Raw genomic sequence first — 19608 nt, forward strand, 5'->3', positions numbered from 1 at the left:
TCGGGCTTCTCCCGCTTCCCAGCCATCTCCTGGTCCTCCAATACACAGGGCAAATCTACCCCAGTTGGTGGACCACTTCAGTGGGGGCACTCCAGCCGTTCCTCAACGACAGTGGAAATCGGATGTGCAGCATCACCGACAGACGCACAATCTCAGGGAACGTCTTGAAGTAACGGAACATTGAACGCTTGGTCATTGGGCATGGGAAGAGCGCGGCCCCGCTTCAAGCCGACTTCCTCGGACACGACCGTCCAGCGGCTTCCAGCACAAGGAATAAGAGCCACGCCCGCGCCACGGATCATCGCCAAGGCGCAGTCGCAGCCCTTGCCTCCAACCACCTGGAGCGGCCGGAGACTTCTTTTCGAGACGTCTCAGGCGACCTTCACCAACTCCACGTCGAAGGTCAGGTCATGGCCCGCCAGCGGGTGGTTGGCATCGAGAACGACATGGTCCTCGGTTACCTCGGCCACTGTCACTGGCATGGTCTGGCCATCTTGGGTCTGCACCTGCAGCTGCGTGCCCAGATCGAGCGGGATGTGATCTGGAACCGCCTCGCGCGGAACCTGTTGCGTCGCGTCATCGCGGCGCGCGCCGTAGGCATCGGCGGCGGGGATCGTCACGGTCTTGCTGTCGCCCTCGGCCATGCCGTCAACGGCTGCCTCGAGGCCGGGAATGATCTGACCCGCGCCCATCTTGAACGTCAGAGGATCACGCCCCTTGGAGGAGTCGAATGTGGTGCCATCGGCCAGGGTGCCTGTGTAATGCAATGATACGGTGGATCCGGCTGTTGCCTGGGTCATGGGATATACCTGATGTCGGGAAGGTGGGTTCTGCGGCAAAGCTGTGTTCGCCGCGGCTCTGCCGCTATCTAGCCCAACCGGCCCGAAAATGAAACCTCTCCAGCGCGAATGGTCGCGGACTGTACGTCGCGCAAGGATCCAGGGGCCGGCTGACAGCTTGGCTTAAGACAAGGAAAACGACTGGGATCACGACCTGCATCACATATTCGCATGGAATTTGATGGTGTGACCCGGCCGCCGACGGCATCTGATGTGCCAAGGTGGGTCAGCTGCGATCCAAGGGGAGGACGGTCAGGTCGGAATGACCACGGTCGGGCTCGATCTGGCGAAGAATGTGTTCCAGCGGCATGGGGCGGAGGCGTCCGGGCGGGCGGTGCGGCGTGGGCGGGTGCTTGAGGTGCTGGCGGGGCTTCCGCGCCGCACGGTGGCGATGGAGGCCTGCGACGGAACGGAGCGGGGAAGGCCAGCACCGAACGTGCTCTCGCACCTAAGCATATGATTTTTTTTATCGATAGTGTTCCAGATGGTAAGACGGCTCTGCGGCGACTGGCAATGAAACGGTCGAAGCGATCCCTTCGGATCTCCGCGGAACTCAGCGACCCCATCGGCGGTGGCGCTGTGCACTTGGCATTCCTTCGTGCGCACCGAGGCGGTGCGCCGAAGCTCTGGTGGAAAAAGACATGGGCGTGCGAACGCGCGCAGGGACGAGCTTCCTTGAAATGTCATTGCTCCTCGTGATCTCCTTCCTTCGCTCGCGCTGCTTCGAATGCGATGAGCAAAGATGAAAGATAGGCGAGGGTATCGCGGGTCGCGCCTTGAAGGTCTTCGGCTGCGCGGCGCGTCACGGCAAGGCGACCGTCGACTTCCTTGGTAACCCACCCTCTGTCTTGCAGAAGATTCACCTTTCTCCGAACGGTCTCTCTCGGAATACCCGAAAAGTCAGCCACCGACTGTAGATTGATCGGAACCTGATTGCCGTTCCTGCGGTCCGCGTCGGTCAACCTTCCAAGCTCGGTGAGCGCAGATGTCCATCGCTCGGGCGGCGTTCTGCTGCCGATAATGGCGAGGACCAGGACGAGGTCGAGGTCGCCGTCGAACCGGGTTCGGAGTTGTACGAGCAGGCGGGTGAAGCCATCCAGGTGAACGGGCCAGACAGTCTGGAAGTTCTGCCTGACAAAAGCTGCCTGCATGTTGTCTCGCGTTGGCATGGCTCTTCCTCTGGTGGCCGCCCATTTTGGGTTAGAAATGGCTTTCCCTGCAAGCGAAAGCCGCTAACACTGCAGATGACATTATTGTTGAAAGAATCTTTTGGAAGGATCCGTGGCGTTCCTTTTTTCATTTCTGGCACCTCTGGTTAGACGGAGTGCGCCGGACGGGAGGCGACGTTCCGTCCCGGCCCGTCTCGTGATGCCTCTCTCAAGACCGATCATTGGGATCGCTCTCGTTGGGGGCCTGTCGACGCTGCCCGCGATAGCGCAGGATCGAGACCCGATGTTGTTCTACGACCAAAGCGGTCTGACCATACGCGGACACCTGCAGTTCGGGCTGAACGCCGTGGCCGAGCGCAATCTGTTCTGGGATCTTGCCGGGACCACTGCGCCGGGCAGCGGCTTCGATCCCGATACGAACTGGCTGGAGGGTTACGTCAAACCCGGCGTCAGCTTCGAGTATCAACTCGACACAGGCGCCATAGTATATGGCAAACTCTCGGCGGTTTCGTCCTACACGTGGGGGACGGACGCTTTCGATACCGGCGACACCGGTGCGACCACGCTTGAGGAAGCCTACCTGGCCCTCCGCGGGGATCTTCCTTCCGGTCTCTCGTATGACCTTTCGTTGGGAGCGCGAGAGTTGACGCTGGGCACCGGCATGCTGATCGCCAACGGCGCGACAAGCGGGTTCGAGCGCGGCGCGCTGAAATTCGGGCCCCGCAAGGCGTGGGAGATGGCCGCGATCGGGCGGCTTTCCTTCGGCAGTGTAACAGGGACCGCGTTCTACCTGGACCCGAACGAGCTGCCGTCCACCAACGGCGACAACGAACTGGCAGGGGTCGATCTGCGCTACGATGACCCGCGGGGCGGGTATCTGGGTGCAACTTACGTGGATGTGCTCAATTCGGAGTCGTCCTACCCGCAGGCGGCGCCGGGCGGCCTGGGAGCCCCGACGGTGACGCCCGGCGCGCGGGAGGGGACGCGAACCCTCGGCCTCTATGGCAAGACCAATCCCTTCGAGGGTGCGCTGGCGAATTGGTCCTTCACGGGTGAGGTCGCGCTCCAGCGGAACGACCGGATCGACCTGGAGGCTTGGGGCGGGCGGGTCACCGCCGGCTACACCTTTGCAGATTTGCCGTGGTCGCCGAACGTGACGTTGGGCTACCAGACCTTTTCTGGCGACGACCCGGACACGGCGACGCTGGAGCGCTTCGACCCGCTCTACTACCAGGGCAGCCCGAGCGCCTGGGCCACCGGGTCGAAATCGGCCTCGACTTTCATCAATTCGAACGTGAACGCGCTGTCGCTGGCGGTGCGGGTCAAGCCCACGCAAAAGGACACCTGGACGTTGCGTTACGCGCATATCCGCGCGAACGAGTTGAACAGCCCCGTGCAGTTCGGCCAGGCGACCCGCGTCGACGTGAACGGCAACGTCGTGTCCGGTGTCGACGATGCGCATTTGGCCGACGACCTGTTCCTCGAATACAGCCGCATCATCAACCGCAATACCTTCCTGACTGCAGGCGTCTCGGTCTCCTTCCCCGGAGCCGCGATCGACAATGTCGTCGGGACAAGTGCAGAGCCGTGGACCGGAGGCTTCGTCAATGTCGTCGTCAATTTCTAAACTGATCACCTTGGCCGCTGGGGTCGCCATGACGCTGGCGTTCTCGTCCGGCGCGGAGGCGCAATCCGCGCCGCTGTCGGCACAGGATTCCGATCCCCGTGTCATGGGCTGGATGCAGGGCTTTCCGCCGCCCGAAGACAAGCTGATTTCCCAACCGGATTCGAACTATTTCAGCTTTCCCAAGCTGCGCTGGTCGGTTTGCCATCTGCGGGAATTCCTGCCGACCGAGGAGATCAGCCGCGGGCTGGGTGCGCCGATGCCCCTGGCCTATCCTTCGCCGTCGGAATTCGCCGAGATGGCCCGCGGGATCGACGCGCTGACCTTCATGCCAATGAACGCCGATACACCGATGACATGGGAGGAGTCGCTCTTCGCCAACTACACCGACGGCATGCTGATCATGCACCGCGGGCAGGTCGTCTATGAACGCTACTTCGGCTGTCTCGAGGAAGACGGCAAGCACGCCATCATGTCGATGACCAAATCGATCACCGGCCTTCTGGGCGAGATCCTCGTGGCCGAGGGCGTGCTGGACGACACGCTGCTCGTCCGCGACGTCATCCCCGAAATAGGCGACAGTGCCTTTGCCACGGCGACGGTGCGTGAGGTCATGGATATGACTACGGGCGTCCAGTATTCCGAAGACTACTCCGATCCGAACGCCGACATCTGGCTTTATTCCCGCGCTGCGAGCCCGCTACCCAAGCCGGCGGATTACGACGGCCCGAACGGGTACTGGGAATACCTCCAGCAGGTGCCGCCCGAGGGCGAGCACGGCGAGGCCTTCCACTACAAGACGATCAATTCGGACATGCTGGGCTGGATCATCAGCCGTGTGACCGGCAAGGCGGTCACGACGCTTGCATCCGAGAGGCTCTGGCGGCCGATGGGCGCCGAGCAGGACGCCTATCAGACCGTGGACGGCAAGGGCGTGCCCTTCGCGGGCGGCGGCGTGACGGCGGGGCTTCGGGATCTCGGACGCCTCGGTCAGTTGATGCTGGACGGCGGCGTGGCCGCGGACGGCGCGCGGCTGTTTCCGGCCGAGGTGGTCGAGACCATTGCCGCGGGCGGCGACCAGTCCAAATTCGCAGGGTTCTCGACGATCCCCGAGGGCAGCTATACCAGTCAGTGGTGGGTGTTCCACAACGATCACGGCGCCTTCGCCGCGCGCGGCGTGCATGGCCAGACAATCTATGTCGACCCGACCGCCGAGATGGTACTCGTGCGCGTTGCGTCCTACCCCCGTGCCCAGAACGGCTTCATCGATCCGACGTCGTTGCCGGCCTATCAGGCCGTTGCAGAGTTCCTGATGTCGCGAGACTGATGGCCACCGGGACGATCCAACGCCGCGCGCGTCGGCGTCCGTCGGCACGGCGCATGGCGGGATTTGTCGCGAGCCTGTGGCTTCTGGTGATCGCCGTTCTGGGCCTAGCCGGCTCGGCCTCTGCGCAAGAGGCCGGGTCGGAACGGGCCGGCGCCATCGAGGCGGACGCACCGGTCGACCCGGCCATCTCTACCGACGAATTGGCCTACAGGCTGATCCCGCTCACGAAGGACGAGCTCGACCCTCTCGCGGATGCATGGCTGGAGATCGTCCGGTCCGCGACGCGGGACATCGCAGAGCAGCAGGTCAGACTGCTCAACGACCCCTCAACCGCCACGGACGAGGCCTACCGAGCCCTCGCTCGGACGGTCGAGGCGCGTGCCGCGCTGTTCGAGCGTTTCTCCATGGTCGTGGAAGCGCTCGAAAGCAAGGGCGGCGATCCAGAGCACGTTGCGGAGCTGCGCGCCTATCGGGACTCCGTCCTGTTCAGTGAAACGATCCTCGCCAGCCCCAAGGCCATCGCGATCGCCTTCATCTCGTGGCTGACGAGACCGGATGGCGGCCTGGCGGTCGCCTTGGATATCGGCATCGTCATTCTGGCCTTTCTCGCGCTGCTCTTCGTGTCCAGCCTCGCGCGCGGCGCAGCCAGACGCTGGATCGGACGCGTGCCCAAGATCTCCAAGTTGCTGGAGGCGTTTTTGGTCGCGACGGTATTCTGGCTTGTCATCGCGTTGGGGCTTCTCTTCGTTCTGGCCGCACTGGGCGTCAACGTCACGCCGCTCTTTGCCATGATTGGCGGCGCGTCTTTCATCCTGGCTTTCGCGCTGCAGGACACATTGGGCAATCTCGCCAGCGGGCTGATGATTATGATCAACCGCCCGTTCGACGAAGGAGACTATGTTCTGGTCGGCGGTGTCGGCGGCACCGTGAAATCGGTCAACATCGTCGCGACAACGATCACGACGCCCGACAACCAGCTGATCGTGATCCCGAACAAGAACGTCTGGGGAAACGTCATCACGAACGTCACCGCTAGCGAGACGCGCCGCGTGGACCTAGTGTTCGGCATTTCCTACGAAGACTCGATCCCCGATGCGCTGCGCGTGATCGAAGAGAGCGTGAAGGCGCATCCGCTCGTCCTGCGCGATCCCGAACCGACCATTCGTGTTCACGAGCTGGCGGCGAGTTCGGTCAACTTTATCTGCCGTCCGTGGACGAAAACCTCGGATTACTGGACCGTCTACTGGGATCTGACGCATCACATGAAAGAGGCGCTGACAGAGGCCGGCCTTTCAATTCCCTACCCTCAGCAGGACGTGCACATCAGGACCGGGGGCACATGAGTGTTTTCACGCGCGGACGTGCCGCGAAGCTCGACTATGCACGGGCCAATCCGTGTCGCACCGGGAACGCGCCATGAGCGGCGGCTCGGCATCCGGCTGGCAGCGCATCGACAAGGCCGCCTTCGGCATCATCTACGGCGCGATTATGGTGCTGAGCATCCTGCTCGCGCAGGGCAGACACCCGGCGCCACCACTCGAGACGGCCGTTGTCTTATTCGGCTCCGTGCTGGCAATCACGCTGGCCAAGGCCTTCGCCGAGTTTCTGTCTCAGGCCCTAGACAAAAGGGTGCGCATGACGCGGGGAAGTTGGCGCGCCGCCTGGCAGCACAGCACGTCGACGCTAGCGGTCGCCAATGTGCCGACCGCGCTTTTTCTGGCCGCATGGCAGGGATGGATCGGGGCCGAGATCGCGTTGGTGTGGTCCCAGCTCCTATGCGTGATCCTGCTGGCGGGGCTTGGTGCGAGAGCGGGCTGGGTGCTGGACAGCCGCGTGATGCCGGCCATCCTTGGAGCCGTGTTCGCGGGCGGGATCGGCGTGCTGCTGGCGATTGTGAAACATGTGATCCACTGAACCGGGGCGCGGCTAGTCGCGCGGCGCAGGCCGCAGGCTCCATAGAATTCCGCCCTGTACAACGAGGCCCAAACGCGCGTCGGCGCGTTCGCTGGAATGCAGCAGCCGGCGCAGATCGTCGCCCACGGCCTCGTTGTAGACATGATTTAGGTGCCCCGCCGGACCCTCGTTGGGCAGATCGCTGAGATCGATGACCTCTACGCCTTCGAGGTCCGATACACCGTTCCCGGCCTCGCCCAAACGCGGGTAGCCATGCAGCTGCGCCGAAAGCGCCAACGGCCTGTCGCCGGACATGGCATCGACCGTGATGTTTTGCGCGACGGGGCGGAATCGCGGCAGAATGCGCTTGAAGATGCCAAGATCAATATCCGGGGTGTGGATCGGCATGCAATTTTGCCCCTGGTAGCGGGGTGATCGGCATCCAGAAGTGCCCCCCTGACAGTTGCAGTCAGACGCTTCCTCAAAGGGATGAGGGAGCAGTCGGGGGATGTTGGTCGTGGAGACGATAGCGAAGATCAGGCGTGCACATTTCGTAGAAGGCAAGTCGATCAAGCAGACCTGCCGCGAACTGCGGGTGTCACGGAACACGGTGCGCAAGATCATCCGCTCGGGCGCGACCTAGTTTAGCTATGATCGGACGACGCAACCTCTGCCCAAGATCTGCCCTTGGCGGTCGGAACTGTACGAGATATTGGCCTGGAATGCCCGACGGCCGAAGCGAGATCGCCTGAGACCCATCCGGATCTACGAGGGACTTCGCAATCGTGGCTGTGGCGGGGGGGTCGATGCCGTGCGGCGCTATGCGTCTAACTGGTCTAAGGCAACGCAGGACGCGTCGGCTAGCGCATATGTTCCGCTCGTTTTAGATTCGGGCGAGGCATACAAGTTCGACTAGAGCCATGAGATCGTGATCTTCGACGGCGTAACAGGGACGGTCAAGGTTGCCCATCTCGTAGCTGGTGTACGCCTTGAACCGCGGCAGCCGGGGCTGGTCCACGATGCCAGTGGCGTTGTCGACGCTCAGCCCGTCGAAGAAGGTGCTGCCGTCGGCCGAGACCGCGAGGCGGAAGCGGTCGGAGCCGAAGAGCCCCACCAGCGCCTTGGTCACGAAGCCGGTCTGCAGCGTGAGGCCGAGATCGTCGCCCGCGGCCCCCTTGTTCATGGTGTAGAACAGATCGCCGGTGCCGCCCTCGGCCACGGTCTTCGCAGTCCAGAGCGCTGCGTTCAGCTTGGCCGAGAACGGGTTCGACGCATCGGCCGTGGTCCCGACCGCGAGGAGCGCCAGGTTTTGCAGCGCCGCGGGTGTGGTCCCGATCCAGCCCGCGCCCTCGTAGACAAGCAGCAGCCCCTCGTCCTCGAGCCATGCCCGCCAACCGGTCTGCGGCGGCAGACGTAGCCAGGCGCCATCTGTCCAGAGCGCGACGTTCAGGTCCCAGCCGGCCCAGTTTCCGGTGGCGCCGACGCGACGATGAAGCAGTCGACGTTGGCGAGGCGGCGGGGCGCGTCGTAAGGTTCCGGTTGAAGACCGACATAGGATCAGGCTCGTTGCCTGGCGTTTGCCAGCGGAACTGAAGGCGTGGCAGAACACGATCTCAAGCGCTGGGGGAACTCGCAGGAAAATGCATGGATTGTTCTTTGAGGTGCGGCCGAAGACCGGGCAAATGAAGCATTATTTCGACCATGTGGCCCAGCTGAAGCCTGTGCTCGCGGGGCACACCGGGCTCATCTACCTGGAGCGGTTCGTGCCCTGCGATGACCCCGAAGCGCTGTTGTCCCACCAACTCTGGCGGGACGAGGCGGCGATCGCGGGCTGGCGGCGCGAGCCAGCCCATCGCAAGAGCCAGACCGCCGGCCGACATGTGCATTTCGAGAGCTACCGCATACGCGTCGGCCCCGAGGTTGGGCGCGATGCGGCTCCCGATGCCGAGACGAGCCGCCTTGTTGTCGCGATCTATGGTCCGAAACTGCCCGGAGTCGGTCGGCTGCACGAAAGTGTAACCGTGCCGGGCCGCTTCCTGACACTCGCCGACGCGGCCAACCATGCGGAGGCTCTGCGCCTCGTGGACCTCCACGCGTCGGAGGGCACGGCCGAGGCACGGCTGTTCTCGGTCTCGCGTGACTACACGTTGACCGACCGGGCGCAAGCGCCCACCTAACCTTCAGCCGGTTCCTTCCCCGGCGGCTGTCCTCACAGGCCCAATGGCGATGTCCAGACAGCCGCTCGGGCGTCAGCTCCAGGGGCCGCGCCGGGGCGCGGCGCCCGTTCCGGCCATCTGGCGCAGGGCGGCAACGCGGTTTTGCTCGGACGGGTGGGTGGCGAAGAGGTTGTCGTAGCCGTGGGCGTGCAGCGGGTTGATGATGAACATGTGCGCCGTGCCGGGGTTGCGCTCGGCGGCATGGTTGTCGATCCGCGCGGCGAGCCCTCCGATGCGCTCCAAGGCGGAGGCAGCCATCGGGGCGGACTGGCGAACCTTCAAGGACCTGATCGACCGCTTCGGTGCCGACAAGGGGCGGCTGTTTTCACGATTCCCGACCAAGTGGAAAAGAAGGTCATCCAAGCCGCGAAAGAAGCGGGCCTGTCAGATATTCGAATGACTGATATCGTTGAACGTCTGCGCAACTCCAAGCACAAGGTCGTCGATTTCAGCCGCGCCTATGACCACGAGGCCAACTGGATCAACAACGCCCTGCTCGAACACGGTACCCGCCCCTTCAAAGCGATCATATGTGACGCCGGAAAGGCTGCTTGCACTGAAGGGATGGAGCTGGACGCTTGCTCTGACGCTCACGCGCTTTTGGGAGCAGCCACCAGTTGTAACATGACCAGGACCGCAGACCAAATTGCGGATGCTTTGCACACTATTACTGCGGTTTCCAAAGAGGTCGACATCGTCGATCCGTATTTCGATCTCCGACCGACGAAGGGCAATTATCTTCCCACGCTAGTCGCGCTGCTCGCTCAGGATCCGGGGCAGCAAAAAGCCATCAGAATTCACTTCCGTGATCACGATACACGCCCATCGGCCGAGGTTCTCGCTCGAGACGGATGCGCCCAGGTGAGAGGCCTGCTGCCGCCCGGATATCACATAGAACTGTACGCGTGGTCGGAGAAACAAGGCGGGGAAGACTTTCACGACCGTTACGTTCTGACCGACCTTGGCGGGGCCATGATCGGGGCGGGCCTGTCTGCGGACGGCCCCGGGGAGTCTGCTGCTTTTACGTTGCTCAACTTCGAGCACGCTCAAGGGACTCGGAGCATATTTGCCTTTGGATCAAGGACTTATTCCCGAATCGGATCGGCTGTCCGTATCGGTGACGATGGCAGAACTGAACTGTTCTGATAGCGAGAGTTCGATTTATGTTCCATCTCACGAATGCCACCGACGTCGAAGTGTTCAGCGGCGATCTTGAAAAAGAAAAGCAATTTCATATGTTTGCAAGTTCTTCACCAAATCGGCGCAGTCATGAGGTCCGGAGGATATCGGCCGTGGGAGACCGCCTCCGGGCCTCCTTGCACCATGGCCAGTGCTCAGCCCCACCCGCATAATCCTCGAAAACAACGGAAAAATCCGGCAGCAGGCGGATCGGGAGAACGCTTTCGCGGGGGCAAGTGGCGGAGCGGACGAGACACATATCGAACGCTCTTTTGTGGATGCCGCTCGGTTTGCAAGGAATTTCTGATCGTCGGGACATGTGATCGAGTGCGTTCTTTTGTCAGGCCTGTTCTTTGCGGCTGACACGGCGCCGCTGGCCGGGATGGTGATGCGCGGACCGGGGCCAAATCTCCAACAGCGAGCTCGAGGCTCGGAGAACGTCTCTGGTTTGCCCGACCCGGATCATGTGGATCATGTGCCCATTCGGATCATGCCTTCCTCACAACTCGGTGGTTGCGTTGTCCGCCTGTCGCCCGATCAGGCGCCGATCAGCACCGGGCCACGATAATCCTCGCCCCGCTTCAGCATCGCCCAGATGCCGCGCGCCATCTTGTTCGCCAGCGCCACTGCGACCACCGACAGAGGCTTGCGCTCCAGCATCCGAGCCAGCCAGGAGCCCTTCGGCGAGCCTCGCCGGGTGGCCCATCGGATCACGGCCATGGCGCCGGTGATCAGCAATCGTCGGATGTCGCGCTGGCCCATCTTCGAGGTCTTCCCAAGCCGTTGCTTTTCGCCGGTTGAATGCTGACGCGGCACGAGACCAAGCCAGGCGGCAAAGTCGCGCCCGCGGCGGAACTGGTCCATCGGCGGCGCGAAGGTCTCGACGGCGAGCGCGGTGATCGGGCCGACGCCGGGCATCGTTCGCAGCCGCCGGGGCATTTCGGCCTCTTCTGACATGGCCTCGATCCTGGCCTTCAGGTCCTTGAGCCTTTCCGTGAGGTGCGCGATCTGCTCGAGGAGCATCCGGCAGGTGTCGCGGGCCAGCTCGGGCATGTCCGTGTCGGGATCTTCGACGATCCTGGCCAGGCGCGGCACGAACCCGATGCCCGTGGGCGCGACATGGCCGAACTCGTAGAGATGCGAGCGAAGCGCGTTGATCGTCTCGGTGCGCTGCTTCACGAGTTGCTCGCGCGCGCGGAACGCGATTGCGCGTGCCTGCTGGTCGACGGTCTTCGGCTCCACGAACCGCATGGTCGGTCGCAATGCCGCCTCGACGATGGCCTCCGCGTCGGCCGCGTCGTTCTTCTGCCGCTTGATGAACGGCTTGACGTAGTGCGGTGCGATCAGCCGGGCCTCATGACCCTGCCGCATCATCTGTCGCGCCCAGTGATGCGCGCTGGCGCAGGCTTCCATCGCCACGCAGCTCGGCGGCTGTTCCGCCATGAAACGGATGAACTGCGGCCGTGACAGCCTTTTTCCGGAACAGCACCGATCCGTCCGCCGCCGCACCGTGCACCAGGAACGCGTTCTTTGCGAGATCGACGCCGATGATGGTAACCTCTCCCATGGATGCCCTCTCCTTCAGCTTGTGCGTTGACACCGCAAGCTTGGCACATCGCGATGCCGTCAGGGGAGAGCGGCATCCACCCCATCTCCGACGCCTAGATCATTGATATTAATATGTTTCTGATCTCCGGGAGCACAGAAACGAGAAACAATGGTCAGGTGCTACCAGCCTTCCTGACGCTCCATGCTCGCTTTAATGCGTCCGCGTAATATCGATGTCCTCGGCTCCTGCTTCGTCGAGGCATCTGTCTTCAACCTGAAGCGTGACCAGGAAGAAGCCGAATTTTTCCTTCAGCAATGCATGCGCGGCTGGCAAGACCGCGGCGGCATCGGCACCGGATGACATCAGCACGTGCCCGGAAAAGACGTCCTTGCCACTTGTCAACGTCCATGCGTGGACATGATGTACGTCGGCGACGCCCTCCAGACCGCCAATTGCCGCGATGACATCATTCAAGTCCACGTCTTCCGGCGTTCCCTCCATCAACATGTGGATCGACTCCTTCAGGATACCCCAGCTCGCCCAAACAAGGACAAAGCCGAAGGCCATGCCGAGGAGCGGGTCGATCAGCAGGAAGCCGGTGAACTGGATCACGAGTGCGGTGACGATGATGAGCAGACTGCCAACGAATGTCTGCACGATGTGCCAGACGGCCCCACGCGTGTTCAGATCTCTGCGACCTTCTTTCCAAAGCAGTCCGAGCGATATCACCTCGGTCACCAGGCCTCCGGCGGCAGCCCATAGCATCGGGCCGGTCGGCAGATCGATCGGCGAAGAAAGCCGCATAGCCGCCATTCCGATGACAATCAGCGCCATGGCCAGAAGAAAGGCCCCGTTGATCGCCGCCCCGACGATTTCGGCCCTGTGCCAGCCAAAGCTCCGGTCGCTGTCGGCGGGACGTCGAGCGATCCGCGCTGCGACGATGGCGACAAGAACACCACCAACGGCCGAAAAGGTATGGAACGCATCGGAAATCACGGCGATCGAACCCGTCCATATGCCGATCCCGAGTTCGACGACGAAGTAAAGGCCAGTCAACCAGGCCGAGATCGTCAAAGCCCGACCTCCGCTGGGCAGATGCCCTGAGTGTCCATGATCCATGCCTTCCCCTCCTAAAGCCGCCAGCGGCGACGCACGCGTGGCCGACCACACGGAAATGTAATCAGAGCTTTACGGCATGAACTGCCGCCCCGACCGCACCGGCCCGGGGCTTGGGCTTGCCTCGGCCGCTTCCTGGGTCGGACTTCGCGAGATCGGCGATGATTGGGCAGTCCGGGCGATGATCGCCGTGGCAGGACTCGATCAGCGTCTCCAGCGTCTCCGACATGGCCTCGAGTTCGTCGATCTTCCGGCGAAGATTGCTCAGATGGCCCTCTGCCAGCTGCCGGACATCCGCGCTCCTGCGCGATTGATCCGTCCAGAGCCCCAGCAGTTCACCGATCACCTCAACCGAAAACCCGAGGTCCCGGGCGCGGCGCACGAAGCTGAGCATGTGGACGTCTCGGTCGCTGTAATCCCGGTAGCCGGAGTCCGTACGCTGTGCGGGCGGGATCAGGCCGGTCTGCTCATAGTAGCGGATCATTTTTGCCGAAATGCCGGATTTCTTGGCAGCTTCTCCGATGTTCATGTGCGTTCCTCCTCGAACAGGTTCAGCGCTGCTTCGATCTTGGGTCTCTGTTCGGAGTAGGTTCCGTAGGTAAACCATTCCCCCATCACCGTAATCGGCGCGACGCGCACCCCGTAACGCGCCTTGGCTTCCTGCATTACCTCCGGGTCGGCCAGATCGCGCTCCTCGTAGACGATGCCGGTCCGCTCCATCCATGCCTTGATCTGGCGACAATCGGGACAGGTGGGCGTGGTGTAGAGGACGACATGGGCCGTGTTCTTCGTTCGCTTTTGCACTGGTCCGCTCCTTCAATCTGCTTCGGTGAATGCCCCGGGCATGGACTGCCCGGAGCGATCGTGGTCATTCCGCCGGAACGACCGTGGGCGCAGCGGCCCATCTGCGGGCAGGCGCATCGGCTGGCGACGGAACAGCAAACCGCTTGAGCCGCAGTGCGTTGCCGAGGACGAACACGCTGGACAATGCCATGGCGCCCGCCGCGAAGACGGGTGACAGCAAGATACCGAAGGCCGGATAGAGAACGCCGGCAGCGACCGGGATCAGCGCCGTGTTGTAGGCGAAGGCCCAGAACAGGTTTTGCCGGATGTTGCCGATCGTAGCCTGGCTGAGTGCGATGGCATTGGGGATGCCTCTCAGGCTGCCCGACATCAAGACCACATCGGCCGCCTCGATGGCCACATCCGTGCCGGTTCCTATGGCGAGGCCCACGTCCGCTTCGGCCAGCGCCGGGGCGTCGTTGATGCCGTCCCCGACATAGGCCAGCCGGCCCAGGGCCTTCAGTCGCTTCACGGCTTCGACCTTGCCGTCGGGCAGCACCTCGGACACGACCTCGTCGATCCCGAGCCGACGGGCGATGGCATCGGCCGTGCGCGCGTTGTCGCCGGTGATCATCGCGACCTTGAGGCCCAGAGCGTGGAGCGCCGAGATTGCCTCGGGGGTTGTCTCCTTGATCGGATCGGCCACGGCGATGATCGCGGCAAGCTTACCGTCGATGGCAGTATAGAGCGGCGTCTTGCCTTCGTCGCCAAGGCGCTCGGCCGTCTGGTCGAACACGTCGATAACGAGGCCGAGCTTGCGCATGTAGCGGTCGGCACCAATCTGAACGCGCGTGCCCGCAACCGTGGCCTCGACGCCGTAGCCAGTCACGGAGTTGAACCCCTCGACAGGAAGCGACCCTGCCCCTTCTGCTTGCGCCGCCTCGACGATGGCCCGCGCGATGGGATGCTCGGACCGTTCCTCGACCGCAGCGACCAGCGACAGGACTTGCGCCCGGTCGAACCCATCTACGAGTTCGAGATCGGTGAGCGCGGGCTTGCCCTCGGTCAGCGTGCCGGTCTTGTCGAGCGCGACGACACGGGCTTCCTTTAGAAGCTGCAGGGCTTCCCCCTTGCGGAAGAGCACGCCCATTTCGGCGCCGCGCCCCGTCCCGACCATGATCGAGGTCGGCGTTGCGAGCCCCATGGCGCAGGGGCACGCGATGATCAGCACGGCCACAGCATTCACGAGGCCGAAGGTCAGCGCGGGATCGGGCCCCCAGATCAACCAGACACCGAAGGTCAGGGCGGCCAGCGTCATCACCGCCGGGACGAACCACATGGTCACACGGTCGACGAGCGCCTGGATCGGCAGTTTCGAGCCTTGTGCCGCCTCGACCATCCGGATGATCTGCGACAGCATCGTGTCCCCGTCTACCGCGGTCGCGCGGAAGGCCAAGGCCCCGTTCTGGTTCACCGTGCCACCGACAACCTGCGCGCCGGCGCTCTTGGCAACGGGGACCGGCTCTCCCGTGATCATCGACTCGTCGACGTAGCTTTCACCCTCGACAACCTCGCCGTCGACAGGCAGCCGGTCGCCCGGTCGGACTTCGACAATATCGCCCGGGGCGACATCGGCCACCGGAATCTCCATGACCGTGCCCTTGCGGCGCACGCGGGCCGTTTTGGCCTGGAGGCCGACCAGCCGCTTGATCGCCTCGGAGGTTCGACCCTTGGCGCGCGCCTCCAGGTAGCGACCCAGCAGGATGAGCGTGACGATCACCGCCGCGGCCTCGTAGTAGACGTTCACCGTGCCCGCCGGGAGGACACCCGACGCAAAGGTCGCCACGACCGAGTAGAAATAGGCGGCAAGCGTACCGACCGCGACCAAGCTGTTCATGTCGGGTGCGCCACGGAGGAGCGCCGGGATGCCCTTGGTGTAGAAACGCAGTCCCGGCACCGCGAGAACGAAACTCGTGAGCGCAAATTGAAGGAGCCAGCTCGCCTGATGCCCGATTGTGGACCCGATCAGTGCGTGCATGCCGGGAATGAGGTGGCTGCCCATCTCAAGCAAGAAGACCGGCAAGGTTAGCACCGCGGCAAGGCCGAGGTCACGCCTCAGGGCCGCCTGTTCGGCATCTTTGCGCGCTGTTTTTCCTTCGTCCTCACCGGCCTGTTGGGAGACCTCCCGGGCTATGTATCCGGTTTCCGCGACGGCGGCGATCAGCGTCGATACGTCCGCTGTGCCCTCGACAGTCGCCTGCTCGGTCGCGAGATTCACGGTTGCTTCGGTGACGCCGGGGATGGCCTGAAGCGCCCGCTCGACCCGGCCGACGCAAGACGCGCAGGTCATGCCGTCAACGGCGAGCACGATGGTCTGTCGAGGCACAGCATAGCCTGTCGCCTCGATCGCTCGGATCAGTTCAGGTCGAACAGACGGCTCGGCGATACTCACCTCGGCAGACTCGGTCGCAAGGTTGACGTTGGCCGACAGCACGCCGGGCACTGCCGACAGCGCTCGTTCGACCCGGCCAACACAGGAGGCGCAGGTCATGCCTTCTATCGGGATCCGCACCGTCCCGCCCGTCTGCGGCGGCGTATCCGTGTGAGCTTTCATGGCTTGTCCTTTCGTGTTCGAATCATTGCTCACATGTCGAGATAAGGGCTCCAACGATTGGAAGGTCAAGCGCCGTGCGAGTACGCGAAAGTCGAGGGATCAATCGGCAAGCTCGCAGAAATGGCCAGGTCGGAGCATCCAGCTCGTCAGACAGCTGCGAACGGCGATGTCCCTATTTCCAGCCAAGAGTATTCGGCGTGGGCAAAGCACCCTATTCAAGGCTGAAGAGGCCCAAACCTGGAGCCAGGCCGACAAGGTTACAGTACATTCTGCGGCGATGGGCCTGATCAGCGTTTCCGTAGTAGGCTACAGAAGCAAGGATGCAACGCTTCTTCTCACTCGAAATGCCGTTCTCGCGATTTGCATGGAACACCATGCTTGTCAGCCTCGCAGGGCTGCTGCCGCTCCTTGCGATCTTCGTCGCGCTGACGCCAGGCTTCGCGACCGCATTGTTCGAGAACGAACAGGCGCTCGAGCGGTTCCTGCGCCAGGTTGTCACCAACGGGCTACCCGTCGTCTTCGTTGTGAATTATCTCACCCTCTTCCTCTACGCCTCGACAAACGCGCGCGGAGACCTTGAGCGACGACCAGGCTTGGTCCTGTTCCTTGACGTAGCCGCAAGGCTCGTTGCCTTCATTGTACTGCACATCTTGATCTACGTGCTTTCCGCTGACTGGTTCGGGTCTTTCGGAGGCAGTCGCGCAACGGCGGTTCGCGTTGTGGCGCCAACCCTCGCGCGTTCGGCTTTCTTCGAGAATATCTCGGGGGTCTATCTCTACGCGACGCTGGTCAGCGCAATTCCCCTCTATGTCTCCGTGATCGAGGGTTGGCTCGCGAAGGGCCGATCATTTGCGCATAGACGTTCTCGGGGAATCGCTGTGTTCTTGTCGCTCGTGCTCTTCGGTGCAGTCGTCGTGCTTTTGACCGGCATCGGCTATCTTGTGTCAGCGCTCCAATCATCCAGCTGATGCAACGACGCACCCTGGTAGAGGATCGGGCCACGCATAACGCGAAATTCATATGACCATCGTTGCTACCCGTGGCCAGATTGTTCACTCAGGGAACAAAAAACCTACTGGCAGAGGGCGGTTCGCGTGAAGTCGAGACATCTGGCGCAAGGAAGTCTGGTATTGGTCCTTGGCGGATGTTCGCCATCTTTCGATCAGGGAGGCCGCGAAACTGAACGTGCCGCAGCGCCTGTGCCCGAAGCCGTCATCCAGCTCGCAGCGCCTTACCAGGATCTCACGACGGCCCGCCTTCGCGCGGAGGACGGATGTTACTGGTATCTCCACTCGGGGCCCGTTGAAACGACCCTTCTGCCACTTCGAACGGTGGAGGGTCGCCCGATCTGCACAGCATCCAGCCCGGCAGTTTCCGGCTGATGCACATTGGCGCTGGCACGGCCCGGCGGGTTCAAATCCGTTAAGGGCCTTCGACTTTGATGCTCAACTCCGTGCGCTGACGTAGTCTTCGGGAGGATGCAGGTACGCCGTCACGCCGTTATCGACCTTTGGATAGAGCGAGATCATATGGGCATTGACCAGCCGCACGCAGCCTGAACTCGCGCGGCCCCCGATGGAGCGCGGCTCCGGCGAGCCATGGATGCGCAGGTAGGTGTCGCGATCACCGACGAAGAGATACAAAGCCCGAGACCCAAGCGGATTATCGGGCCCAGGTTCCATTCCGTCTTCCACGTCTGCGTATAGGTCCGGATCGCGCTCGATCATGGAGCGCGTCGGTGTCCAGTGCGGCCACCGAACTTTGCGCCGGATCGTGTAAGTGCCCGGCTCGTACAGCCTGCCTCGTGCGATGGCCACGCCAAAGCGCATAGCCGTTCCGCCTTCCTCGATGTGGTAAAGGTACCGCGCGACCGCGTCGACATGGATGTCGCCCGGTCTCAAACCATCGTTTGCGATCACCTGGGTTGGCAGGAAGCGCGGATGAAGGCCCCAGGGGTTCGACGTGGCCGGATCGTAGTTCGCAGGCGTGACCTGCGCATCCCAGTCCGCTTTCTGTGCCTCGCTCGGCCAGGTGCTGGCAACCAGCGGACCGGTGATGGGCGGCGAGAACAAAGCGGCCGTCGAAACGATGAAATGGCGGCGGGTCAGCATCGCGCGTAACTCCGGTCAGTCGATCGCAGGCGCGCGGTCATTCGGACCCATCACGCACCTGCGCGACCAAGGCCTGCAACTGCTCCTGTTCGACGAGACCCGGAACGAGCGCCTCGCCGATCACGAAGGACGGAGTGCCGTTGAACCCCAGAGCCTGGCTAAGGCGCATGGAGGTTGCGATATGCTCTTCGATCTCGGGCGCCGCCATGTCCCGACGGAGCTGCACGAGATCGAGCCCGACTTCTTCGGCCACCCGCATGACGGCTGCTTCTTCCGCCCGGCCGTTCATCCCCATCAGAGCCCAGTGGAATTCCTCGTAAAGGTCCTGTTCGCGTGCGGCGAGTGCCGCCCGCGCGGCAAAAACAGATCCCTCGCCCAAAATGGGCCACTCACGATAGACAAGTCGAACGTTTGGATCGGAGGCCAACAAGGCCTCGATCTCTGGTTTTACGCGCCTGCAGTAGGGGCAGTTGTAGTCGAAGAACTCGACGATGGTGACGTCGCCATCCGGATTTCCGAGTACGGGCGCGTTCGGATCGCGCTCGAGAAGATCGCGCTCGTCCTCCAGAACCTGCGATTGTGCCTGGGCCTGTGCGTCGGCCTCCTGACGTTGCAGGATGGCGACGGCTTCCATCACAATTTGCGGGTTCTCGCGTATGGTCTCAAGGACCAGCTCGCGTACCCTATCCTCCGACAGGTCGTCCGCGATCGCGGCGATTGGCAGAAAAACAGCCAATGCCGTGGCGGAGAGAATGGATTTCTTCATTGGGTCAACTCCCTTCGTTGGCGAGGCTCGCCTCTGTACGGGCGGCCTGCGCGGCACGCGCGCGCTCCGGCCAAGTCGATCGGATGTAGGCGAGAATGGTCCAGATTTCCTGATCGCTTAGCTGCCCGGTGAAGCCGGGCATGCCACTGTCGAACTCGATGCCCTGCAAGGCCAGCGTCTCACGGCCGCCAAGCTTCGTGTATTGAAACAGGACGCTGTCGGGGTGGTGCCATGTATGCCCGGTCTCGTCATGAGGGGGCGCCGGCAACCGGCCGTCAGACCCCGGGCTTTGCCAGTCAGGCTGCCCTTCCAGGTTTACGCCATGACAGGACGCGCAGTACTCGCCGTAGAGCACCTCACCTTGTGCCAGGTCGAGACCTTCTGGAATGACCATTGCAGCTTTCGACTCCGAGCCTCCGCCC

General features: G+C 62.8%; 19 protein-coding genes and 5 pseudogenes. 10 read left to right on the top strand and 14 right to left on the bottom strand.

Going from position 1 to position 19608, the window contains the following annotated elements; all coding sequences use genetic code 11:
• Positions 1 to 97: 97 nt before the first annotated feature.
• Positions 98 to 196: pseudogene (locus DTQ71_RS24020) on the bottom strand (IS6 family transposase); the annotation flags it as partial.
• Positions 197 to 371: 175 nt separating this feature from the next.
• Positions 372 to 800: an FKBP-type peptidyl-prolyl cis-trans isomerase gene (locus tag DTQ71_RS04675; RefSeq protein WP_109563151.1), complete on the bottom strand. Its 429-nt coding sequence runs from the start codon at positions 798 to 800 to the stop codon at positions 372 to 374.
• 301 nt (positions 801 to 1101) lie between these two features.
• Here DTQ71_RS04675 and DTQ71_RS04680 point away from each other — a divergent pair.
• Positions 1102 to 1248 (top strand): annotated as a pseudogene (locus DTQ71_RS04680) (IS110 family transposase); the annotation flags it as partial.
• Positions 1249 to 1522: 274 nt separating this feature from the next.
• On the opposite strand, the gene DTQ71_RS04685 reads toward DTQ71_RS04680, so the two are convergent.
• Positions 1523 to 2008, bottom strand: a complete 486-nt coding sequence (locus DTQ71_RS04685) for a helix-turn-helix domain-containing protein (protein ID WP_170125295.1) — start codon at positions 2006 to 2008, stop codon at positions 1523 to 1525.
• 283 nt (positions 2009 to 2291) lie between these two features.
• Here DTQ71_RS04685 and DTQ71_RS04690 point away from each other — a divergent pair, with 283 nt between their 5' ends.
• The 4 genes from DTQ71_RS04690 to DTQ71_RS04705 all read left to right on the top strand — a co-directional run bounded on the left by DTQ71_RS04690 (position 2292) and on the right by DTQ71_RS04705 (position 6873).
• Positions 2292 to 3635 (top strand): alginate export family protein, encoded by a 1344-nt coding sequence (locus DTQ71_RS04690; protein WP_109563154.1) that lies wholly within the window; start codon positions 2292 to 2294, stop codon positions 3633 to 3635.
• On the top strand, positions 3616 to 4959 hold the full coding sequence (locus tag DTQ71_RS04695) for a serine hydrolase domain-containing protein (RefSeq protein WP_109563155.1): 1344 nt from the start codon (positions 3616 to 3618) through the stop codon (positions 4957 to 4959). Before DTQ71_RS04690 ends, DTQ71_RS04695 begins: the two co-directional genes overlap by 20 nt.
• Before the next feature lie 53 nt (positions 4960 to 5012).
• On the top strand, positions 5013 to 6302 hold the full coding sequence (locus DTQ71_RS04700) for a mechanosensitive ion channel family protein (RefSeq protein ID WP_109563737.1): 1290 nt from the start codon (positions 5013 to 5015) through the stop codon (positions 6300 to 6302).
• A gap of 73 nt (positions 6303 to 6375) precedes the next feature.
• Positions 6376 to 6873, top strand: coding sequence for a hypothetical protein (locus DTQ71_RS04705; protein ID WP_109563156.1), 498 nt, complete (start codon positions 6376 to 6378; stop codon positions 6871 to 6873).
• A 12-nt stretch (positions 6874 to 6885) separates the two neighbouring features.
• Here the strand turns inward: DTQ71_RS04705 and DTQ71_RS24025 are convergent, their stop codons facing one another.
• Positions 6886 to 7260: an alpha/beta hydrolase gene (locus DTQ71_RS24025; protein ID WP_109563157.1), complete on the bottom strand. Its 375-nt coding sequence runs from the start codon at positions 7258 to 7260 to the stop codon at positions 6886 to 6888.
• A gap of 100 nt (positions 7261 to 7360) precedes the next feature.
• On the opposite strand from DTQ71_RS24025, the pseudogene DTQ71_RS04715 reads away from it, so the two are divergent.
• Positions 7361 to 7765: pseudogene (locus tag DTQ71_RS04715) on the top strand (IS21 family transposase); the annotation flags it as partial.
• Here DTQ71_RS04715 and DTQ71_RS04720 read toward each other — a convergent pair.
• Entirely contained in the window at positions 7736 to 8461 is a 726-nt protein-coding gene (locus tag DTQ71_RS04720) for a DUF2793 domain-containing protein (RefSeq protein ID WP_245947236.1), read from the bottom strand. The pseudogene DTQ71_RS04715 and the gene DTQ71_RS04720 sit on opposite strands and share 30 nt — an antisense overlap.
• Positions 8462 to 8492: 31 nt before the next feature.
• Here DTQ71_RS04720 and DTQ71_RS04725 point away from each other — a divergent pair, with 31 nt between their 5' ends.
• Positions 8493 to 9029 carry an antibiotic biosynthesis monooxygenase family protein gene (locus DTQ71_RS04725; RefSeq protein WP_109563158.1) on the top strand — a complete coding sequence of 179 codons (537 nt, stop codon included), beginning with the start codon at positions 8493 to 8495 and terminating at the stop codon, positions 9027 to 9029.
• Between the two features lie 72 nt (positions 9030 to 9101).
• Here DTQ71_RS04725 and DTQ71_RS04730 read toward each other — a convergent pair.
• Positions 9102 to 9320, bottom strand: a pseudogene (locus DTQ71_RS04730) (protease HtpX); the annotation flags it as partial.
• Positions 9321 to 9410: 90 nt separating this feature from the next.
• On the opposite strand from DTQ71_RS04730, the gene DTQ71_RS04735 reads away from it, so the two are divergent.
• On the top strand, positions 9411 to 10214 hold the full coding sequence (locus tag DTQ71_RS04735; protein WP_146204798.1) for a hypothetical protein: 804 nt from the start codon (positions 9411 to 9413) through the stop codon (positions 10212 to 10214).
• 570 nt (positions 10215 to 10784) lie between these two features.
• On the opposite strand, the pseudogene DTQ71_RS04740 reads toward DTQ71_RS04735, so the two are convergent.
• The 5 genes and pseudogenes from DTQ71_RS04740 to DTQ71_RS04760 form a co-directional block, all read right to left on the bottom strand.
• A pseudogene (locus DTQ71_RS04740) lies at positions 10785 to 11814 on the bottom strand (IS110 family RNA-guided transposase).
• A 192-nt stretch (positions 11815 to 12006) separates the two neighbouring features.
• Positions 12007 to 12915 carry a cation diffusion facilitator family transporter gene (locus DTQ71_RS04745; RefSeq protein WP_109563160.1) on the bottom strand — a complete coding sequence of 303 codons (909 nt, stop codon included), beginning with the start codon at positions 12913 to 12915 and terminating at the stop codon, positions 12007 to 12009.
• A gap of 61 nt (positions 12916 to 12976) precedes the next feature.
• The gene (gene cueR / locus DTQ71_RS04750; RefSeq protein WP_109563161.1) at positions 12977 to 13441 is read right to left on the bottom strand and encodes a Cu(I)-responsive transcriptional regulator; all 465 of its coding nucleotides are present in this window, start codon (positions 13439 to 13441) and stop codon (positions 12977 to 12979) included.
• Positions 13438 to 13716 carry a glutaredoxin family protein gene (locus tag DTQ71_RS04755; RefSeq protein ID WP_109563162.1) on the bottom strand — a complete coding sequence of 93 codons (279 nt, stop codon included), beginning with the start codon at positions 13714 to 13716 and terminating at the stop codon, positions 13438 to 13440. Before DTQ71_RS04755 ends, cueR begins: the two co-directional genes overlap by 4 nt.
• 64 nt (positions 13717 to 13780) lie before the next feature.
• The gene (locus tag DTQ71_RS04760; RefSeq protein ID WP_109563163.1) at positions 13781 to 16309 is read right to left on the bottom strand and encodes a heavy metal translocating P-type ATPase; all 2529 of its coding nucleotides are present in this window, start codon (positions 16307 to 16309) and stop codon (positions 13781 to 13783) included.
• Positions 16310 to 16629: 320 nt separating this feature from the next.
• On the opposite strand from DTQ71_RS04760, the gene DTQ71_RS04765 reads away from it, so the two are divergent.
• Entirely contained in the window at positions 16630 to 17277 is a 648-nt protein-coding gene (locus DTQ71_RS04765; protein WP_109563164.1) for a hypothetical protein, read from the top strand.
• Between the two features lie 126 nt (positions 17278 to 17403).
• Positions 17404 to 17691 (top strand): hypothetical protein, encoded by a 288-nt coding sequence (locus DTQ71_RS24030; RefSeq protein WP_109563165.1) that lies wholly within the window; start codon positions 17404 to 17406, stop codon positions 17689 to 17691.
• Between the two features lie 63 nt (positions 17692 to 17754).
• Here DTQ71_RS24030 and DTQ71_RS04775 read toward each other — a convergent pair whose 3' ends face one another.
• Genes DTQ71_RS04775 through DTQ71_RS04785 form a run of 3 tightly spaced genes read right to left on the bottom strand, consistent with a single transcriptional unit; the run spans position 17755 to position 19580 of the window.
• The gene (locus tag DTQ71_RS04775) at positions 17755 to 18420 is read right to left on the bottom strand and encodes a L,D-transpeptidase (RefSeq protein ID WP_109563166.1); all 666 of its coding nucleotides are present in this window, start codon (positions 18418 to 18420) and stop codon (positions 17755 to 17757) included.
• A gap of 37 nt (positions 18421 to 18457) precedes the next feature.
• A complete protein-coding gene (locus DTQ71_RS04780; protein WP_109563167.1) occupies positions 18458 to 19186 on the bottom strand; it encodes a DsbA family protein in 729 nt (242 codons plus the stop codon).
• Positions 19187 to 19190: 4 nt separating this feature from the next.
• On the bottom strand, positions 19191 to 19580 hold the full coding sequence (locus tag DTQ71_RS04785) for a c-type cytochrome (RefSeq protein WP_245947318.1): 390 nt from the start codon (positions 19578 to 19580) through the stop codon (positions 19191 to 19193).
• Positions 19581 to 19608 lie beyond the last annotated feature (28 nt).

Origin of the sequence: Jannaschia seohaensis, assembly GCF_900116765.1 — a bacterium.
Lineage (GTDB): Bacteria > Pseudomonadota > Alphaproteobacteria > Rhodobacterales > Rhodobacteraceae > Jannaschia > Jannaschia seohaensis.

Bases quoted from the DNA above. Each gene is read 5' to 3' on its own strand.
- DTQ71_RS24025 (WP_109563157.1), bottom strand. From the start codon at position 7,260: ATGCCGATCCACACCCCGGATATTGATCTTGGCATCTTCAAGCGCATT.
- DTQ71_RS04695 (WP_109563155.1), top strand. From the start codon at position 3,616: ATGTCGTCGTCAATTTCTAAACTGATCACCTTGGCCGCTGGGGTCGCC.
- DTQ71_RS04775 (WP_109563166.1), bottom strand. From the start codon at position 18,420: ATGCTGACCCGCCGCCATTTCATCGTTTCGACGGCCGCTTTGTTCTCG.
- DTQ71_RS04760 (WP_109563163.1), bottom strand. From the start codon at position 16,309: ATGAAAGCTCACACGGATACGCCGCCGCAGACGGGCGGGACGGTGCGG.
- DTQ71_RS04705 (WP_109563156.1), top strand. From the start codon at position 6,376: ATGAGCGGCGGCTCGGCATCCGGCTGGCAGCGCATCGACAAGGCCGCC.
- DTQ71_RS04685 (WP_170125295.1), bottom strand. From the start codon at position 2,008: ATGCCAACGCGAGACAACATGCAGGCAGCTTTTGTCAGGCAGAACTTC.
- DTQ71_RS04725 (WP_109563158.1), top strand. From the start codon at position 8,493: ATGCATGGATTGTTCTTTGAGGTGCGGCCGAAGACCGGGCAAATGAAG.
- DTQ71_RS04700 (WP_109563737.1), top strand. From the start codon at position 5,013: ATGGCGGGATTTGTCGCGAGCCTGTGGCTTCTGGTGATCGCCGTTCTG.
- DTQ71_RS04765 (WP_109563164.1), top strand. From the start codon at position 16,630: ATGCAACGCTTCTTCTCACTCGAAATGCCGTTCTCGCGATTTGCATGG.
- cueR (WP_109563161.1), bottom strand. From the start codon at position 13,441: ATGAACATCGGAGAAGCTGCCAAGAAATCCGGCATTTCGGCAAAAATG.
- DTQ71_RS04785 (WP_245947318.1), bottom strand. From the start codon at position 19,580: ATGGTCATTCCAGAAGGTCTCGACCTGGCACAAGGTGAGGTGCTCTAC.
- DTQ71_RS04690 (WP_109563154.1), top strand. From the start codon at position 2,292: ATGTTGTTCTACGACCAAAGCGGTCTGACCATACGCGGACACCTGCAG.
- DTQ71_RS04780 (WP_109563167.1), bottom strand. From the start codon at position 19,186: ATGAAGAAATCCATTCTCTCCGCCACGGCATTGGCTGTTTTTCTGCCA.
- DTQ71_RS04745 (WP_109563160.1), bottom strand. From the start codon at position 12,915: ATGGATCATGGACACTCAGGGCATCTGCCCAGCGGAGGTCGGGCTTTG.
- DTQ71_RS04675 (WP_109563151.1), bottom strand. From the start codon at position 800: ATGACCCAGGCAACAGCCGGATCCACCGTATCATTGCATTACACAGGC.